General features: G+C 39.3%; 4 protein-coding genes. 1 reads left to right on the top strand and 3 read right to left on the bottom strand.

Going from position 1 to position 5,060, the window contains the following annotated elements; all coding sequences use genetic code 11:
* Positions 1 to 471: pyridoxal-phosphate dependent enzyme (locus WAM07_RS06780; RefSeq protein WP_422165775.1), on the top strand; the 471-nt coding region annotated here is incomplete at its 5' end.
* Positions 472 to 650: 179 nt separating this feature from the next.
* On the opposite strand, the gene WAM07_RS06775 is transcribed toward WAM07_RS06780, so the two are convergent.
* The 3 genes from WAM07_RS06775 to WAM07_RS06765 all read right to left on the bottom strand — a co-directional run bounded on the left by WAM07_RS06775 (position 651) and on the right by WAM07_RS06765 (position 4,784).
* Positions 651 to 1,370, bottom strand: coding sequence for a hypothetical protein (locus WAM07_RS06775; RefSeq protein ID WP_422165774.1), 720 nt, complete (start codon positions 1,368 to 1,370; stop codon positions 651 to 653).
* 756 nt (positions 1,371 to 2,126) lie between these two features.
* The gene (locus WAM07_RS06770; protein ID WP_422165773.1) at positions 2,127 to 3,668 is read right to left on the bottom strand and encodes a BCCT family transporter; all 1,542 of its coding nucleotides are present in this window, start codon (positions 3,666 to 3,668) and stop codon (positions 2,127 to 2,129) included.
* Between the two features lie 189 nt (positions 3,669 to 3,857).
* Positions 3,858 to 4,784 (bottom strand): oxidoreductase, encoded by a 927-nt coding sequence (locus WAM07_RS06765; RefSeq protein ID WP_422165772.1) that lies wholly within the window; start codon positions 4,782 to 4,784, stop codon positions 3,858 to 3,860.
* Positions 4,785 to 5,060: the final 276 nt, after the last annotated feature.

The raw sequence follows: 5,060 nt of genomic DNA, 5'->3' as shown, positions 1-5,060 counted from the left end.
CATAAGGCCTTAAAGGAGCTACAACAGCTGGGATGGATTCAGAAGGATAAATTGCCAAGACTCGTAGCTGTACAATCAGATGGCTGTGCCCCTCTTGTTCAGGCATGGGAAAAAGGAGAGACAGAAGCTCCTTTTTGGGAAGGTTCTGAAACTGTAGCATTTGGAATTAATGTACCTAAAGCGCTTGGAGATTTTCTAGTACTTGAAGCTCTTTATGAGACAGATGGGTGCGCCATAGCAATCAGTGACGATGCTCTTCTTGAGGAGCAAAAGAAAGTGGCTCAAAAGGAAGGGGCATTTGTATGCCCTGAAGGAGCTGCGGCATTCTCGGCGGCCCGCCGCCTTCGAGAGCAAGGATGGATTCAAAACAACGAAAAAGTGGTGGTTTTAAATACAGGAGCTGGAATTAAGTATCCAGACACCGTGAACGTGGATTTGCCTATCCTTAATCCTGGAGACAGCATTGGGTAAACGAAAAAAAACCAAAAGAAAAAGACGGGCTAGCCCGTCTTTTTTTACGTCTTTGATTAATTTATAAGAAGAATTTCTGGTTCTTTATTGACTTAGTCGCAAGGATTACATGATTTCTTTTGCAGTTCTTCGAATCAAAAACCCGGTCTGAGTTCGACTGACGTATTAGTATTTCAGTTCTAAAATTTACGGAAGAGAGATAAGAACCATTCCCAGCTGCCTTTTGGTTGCTCTGTTTTTTTCATAGCTCCCTCTAAACGTGTATTGAAATCGTTTTGCAGCCGCCACTCTTTATTTTGCTCAGCACGCATATTTTTAATTTCCTCTTGTAATGCTTCAGTCTTTTCTTTTTCCTGCTGAAGTAATGTTTCATAAAGCTCTTCCTGCTGTGTTGACAGCTTTTCAATTTTAGCATTGGTTTTTTGAGCAGAATTGCTGATCCCCGCACTTATATGATGGTGATCCTGCTGCAAACGTGACATGGTAGTTTTTAATTCTGAAATATCGTTGGTTAATTGTACATTCATCTCACGGGTAGCTGCGAGTTCACTGGATAGAGCCCTGAAAAATTCTTTTAATTGATCGTTGTTCTGGAGTGAAGGATTGTATGTATCGGGCACCGATATACCAGCTTCCTTATACCCTTTTAAGCGTTCTGTCTGCTGTTCCACCAGTTCTTGAGCTATAACGTCTAATGGCTTCTCCGTATCGCGTATCGATATAAGTGCTTCGATATCAGAATGAACAAAGATACGCCGGTCACGATTTTTGAAAAACTCATATCCATTCCGTTCTAAGATTTGAGCGTATTTTCGAACAGTTGGTGTCGCAATTCCCACTTCTTCGGCTACTTCTTTAGAAGAGAAAGCCTGTTCATTTGGTTGAATATCGCTTCGCATATCGCACCTCTTTCTATTAAATACCAAGGTTTCCTGAGGCCTCTCCAGGTTATATCGCCGAGCGATATACCTGACTATCAAAAAAGTGCTTATAAAAATAAAATAATAAAAATTCCTTTAGGCTGCAGTCCGTTATTCTATACAAGATCTTATATCGCCTGTCGATACAGGCAATATGATGACCATTAGAAAATAATAAATAGATGATAATAAAACTACTGTATCTTAGTTATTATAAAATATATCGCTTTGCGATACAACTAGATTCTAAAGACATAATCTTCTATAAACAGAGTCTATTAGGCCCCTTTTGAACCTATGGCCGTGCTTTTTTCATATCCATTAAATTCAGAAAGTTCATATCGTGTCGATATAGGCGATATGCTATCAGCTTTCCCATCTAAAAATTATAGTTTTAATATAAAATGTTTCACAGAAACATTTTCCCTGTTGATTATTTTCTAATTACTGTTAGTAAAACTAGAAAAAGCCTTAAATAATGCGCTTTCAAGCTTTTTGACTATTTTATATGATCAGCTTGTACCACGATTTTGGACAATTCCGTCTATAGTAGTCGGCCTTTACCAAAGATATAAATGCAGGTCGGATGGAAAGTGAACGATATTCAGATCTATCTTACATAAAATATGGAGAGTCTTACATAGGAGCTGATTTAAACTATTCTCTTAGCGCTTGTACAGATTTTCAGCAATAGAAAACCCTCTCTCCGTTATGATCGGAAAGAGGGGTGTGTCATTAACTACTACTTCGAACGTTATACTTCCAAGCTTTATCCTCATCGATCATACGTTTCGCAGCGTATATGAGTATAAACTGGAGGAATATAATAGGCAGACCCATGAGTCCTGAAATAACTTCAAGAGGTGGTAATCCACCAATACGCATAAGCACTAAAGCCAAACCAGTTATAACAGCTGCAACAATAATACGCAGCAATTTCGGCGGCTCATACTTACTCATATCTCTTGTACTCGTATAAGCGGCTACGGTGTAAGTGGTAGAATCAAGCGTGGTCGTTAAGAACACGAGAGCAACAACCATAAAGATGATAATAGAAATTTCTCCGAATGGAAGAGTCGACAATATTTCTGGAATAGCTGCCATTCTTGCGTTATTTTCAACCATCTGCAGAATTGACATATCTCCCATCAGATATCTATGAACACCTAGTCCTCCAAGTACTCCTGTCGCAATCCATGATATAAGGGTAGGCGCCAGCAAATAAGTCAGGATCATTTCCTTAATCGTTCTGCCTTTTGAAATTTTAGCGGCAAATACACTATGGAGCATGGCCCATGTTGCACTGTAAGCATACCAAAACACGGTATTACTTTGGATATGTGAGGTGGCTCCCTGATGAACAGACTGTGTATTTAACGAAATATTAAGGTAATTAGCTAATAGGAAAGATACACTATCGGAGAAGTAATTTAATATAAATACTCCCGGTCCTCCTATTAGAATAAATAAGGCAAATATAGCGGCTAAATACATATTAAACGTACTCAACCGTTTAATTCCTTTTTCAATACCTAAATACGCACTAAGTGAAAATAAGAATACCCATATGATTGTAACCGTTATGGTCAGACCAAAGTTAACTTCTATACCTAATAGGTGAGATAAGTTCTGAGTAATAATAGGCGCACCTAATCCAAGCGTTACAGCTGCACCTGCAAGAATACTAATAAGGAATAAAATATCAAGCAATTTACCGCCTAATCCATCGGTAAATCTATCGCCAAAAAGAACACGACAAGCTTCAGATATCCTCATTAATGGGCGTTTTCTTACGTGAAGAATGTACCCCATCGCCGGAGCAATCAACACGAAGATGGCGAAGACCTGAAATCCCCATAAAAACATGCTGTAGGCATTTCCCCATAAAAGAGCTTCCGGAGATCCAGCTTCTACTCCTGCTGGTGGGTCATTAGCAACAGAAGTCCACTGGAGCATACCGGTTCTCATAATGGTCGAACCTACACCCATAGCAATCAGTATCGATGCGTATTCAAATAAAGTGAACCGCGGCTTCTCATTAGGTTTTCCCAATACGACTTGGCCGTATTTTGAAAATGATAAATACAATCCTGCTATAACTAAAATAATTCCATACCAGAGATAACCCCAGCTGAACACCTCTACAATATAATCAAATATAGAATTCAATACTTCCAATGACTCTTTCTCGTACATAGCAAATGGGATGCTAATCCCCAGTATGATTAATAGTGAGGGTATAAAAATCTTGTAATCGATGAGATTCTTCCTATCCATCTAAATCCTCCTCAATCCTTTCTTAATAATTGGTATATATCCCTGCTTACCCGCTCATTACAAAAAAAAACTAAATTAATATATTAAAATACCTTTTTTAATTATTTCTTTACCTTTAAAAGATATAAGCCAGAAGATATAACCACTAAAAAAAAGACTAAGCCTTAAAAGGCTTAGTCTATCATTCTATTAAACAGGGAACTTCACACCTGTTAATCGTTCTGATTCTTTCCAAAGCAAGTCTGCGTCCATTACATCGTAAGCGTGAGTCTTAGGAGAAACCACCACAGGATCCCCTTTCATCTCCATAAAACCGGAAGGACCTAAATAGCGTCCGCCTTCTAAAGAAGAATCGGTAGCTGCGCGAATACCTGGGAGTGCTCCATCATAGGCACTTTGTGTAACGCGGGTAAGTACCCCTTCCAGCATTCTATAAAGAAACTTGTCTTCTACATGCCGTGCCAAGTTGGTTTGAGCACCTCCTGGATGAGCTGCTTCGCTTTTTATAGACAGGCCAGCTTGATCAATTCGTCTCTGCAATTCAAAGGTAAACAGCAAATTGGCCAATTTAGATTGGGAATACGCCTTCATTGGTTTGTATCCTCTGACGCCTTCAAACATCAGGTTATCAAAATCGACCGTTCCTGATTTGTGAGCATTACTGCTGATATTCACTACTCTGGAGTCCTTTGTTTCTTTTAAGCGTTCGAAGAGAAGCGCAGTCAAAGCAAAATGGCCCAGATGATTAATGCCGAGCTGTTGCTCAAAACCGTCTTTCGTTTTACCGTAAGGGGTCGTCATTACTCCTGCGTTATTCAGCAGGATATCCAGCCGAAAGTATTTGGCTTTAAATATACGTGCGAATTCTTTCACAGAATCCAAATCCTGAAGATCTAATGGCATCACATCAATAATGGCATTCGGGTTTTCCTTCCTGATCGCCTCATATGCCTCTTCTCCGCGTTCTAAAGATCTTGAAGCAAGGATAACAGTTGCTCCTTTTTCAGCGAACACTTTTACCGCTTCAAACCCAAGACCTCCGTTCCCACCTGTTACAATGGCTACTTTGTCTTTTAATGAAGGGATTTGATCTACAGACCAAGTTTGTTGACTCATTTTCTGCTCACTTCCTCTATTGGTATATTGAATGGATATCTTCTCATTTTGTAATGACCTAAATTTAATTCTTCCTTTTCTTTTACCCTTCAATTTCTTAACTAAACCGATCTGAAATAAGGAAGTAAATCCATCGCGGAAATGACCAATAAAAAACAGTGTCCTACTGGAGACACTGTTAAAACGATCAGTTAACTATTAAAGATAAGCTCCCGTCTGTTGAAGACTCAGTTTCGAGATATTGGTTGACGTGGATGGTCCTGCGGGGGACGATTT

Origin of the sequence: Halobacillus sp. (genome assembly GCF_049282395.1) — a bacterium.
GTDB lineage: Bacteria > Bacillota > Bacilli > Bacillales > Halobacillaceae > Halobacillus.
Note: the sequence above shows the minus strand (reverse complement) of the source record. Positions and strands in the feature narration are given on the sequence as shown.

What these genes read in the sequence shown, in the direction of transcription:
- WAM07_RS06775 (WP_422165774.1), bottom strand. Translation starts at nt 1,370, where the DNA reads ATGCGAAGCGATATTCAACCAAATGAACAGGCTTTCTCTTCTAAAGAA.
- WAM07_RS06770 (WP_422165773.1), bottom strand. Translation starts at nt 3,668, where the DNA reads ATGGATAGGAAGAATCTCATCGATTACAAGATTTTTATACCCTCACTA.
- WAM07_RS06765 (WP_422165772.1), bottom strand. Translation starts at nt 4,784, where the DNA reads ATGAGTCAACAAACTTGGTCTGTAGATCAAATCCCTTCATTAAAAGAC.